We start from the raw sequence: 548 nt of genomic DNA, 5'->3' as shown, positions 1-548 counted from the left end.
TATTTTTGATTCTAAAAACTCTTACTCTTACCACTTACCTTTGAACTTTGAAACAATACTGACAATTCTTTTCATCAATCAAAAAAGCATACTTTTAATAAGATTATCAACTGTCATAGATGGTCAAATCATATTCTGAAATAAGCTGATTTAATTTGCTACCATAGGACGTATCTGTGGCATAAGCTCCAGTTAATGCTGCTGTAGCATCTTGATAAGAAGCGGTTTGTGATTTGTGCACTCCAGCGTACAAATCTTTTTGAAGAAAAAGCGCATAATCTTGCAACGATTCTTCCAAACTGCCATACGAGCGAAACTGCGCATCAATCCTATAATCATTCCCACTGCCATCATCTTCCCAGGTTTGCATTGTCACTGTTTGCCCATTATAATCACCTTTGATTCCAAAGAAATTATAATAAGGTGGCTGACTCAGTCCTGACTGACCGCTATTTGATTCCAAAATAGCTTGCGCAATCATAACTGAAGCATAAAGATCATTTTGAGCAGCTATTTGACGAGCTGATTCACCGATTGTTTGAATAAAT

General features: G+C 36.3%; 1 protein-coding gene. It reads right to left on the bottom strand.

The genetic code is table 11. The features are described 5' to 3' along the window. Positions 1-106 precede the first annotated feature (106 nt). Positions 107-548 (bottom strand): glucosaminidase domain-containing protein (locus B4D49_RS07420; protein ID WP_286783660.1); only part of this gene is annotated, 442 nt, incomplete at its 5' end.

The sequence above is a fragment of the Streptococcus sp. UBA4344 genome, assembly GCF_002393675.1.
GTDB lineage: Bacteria > Bacillota > Bacilli > Lactobacillales > Streptococcaceae > Streptococcus > Streptococcus vicugnae.
The sequence above is the reverse complement of the archived record's forward strand: the minus strand, read 5'-3'. Positions and strand labels throughout refer to the sequence as shown.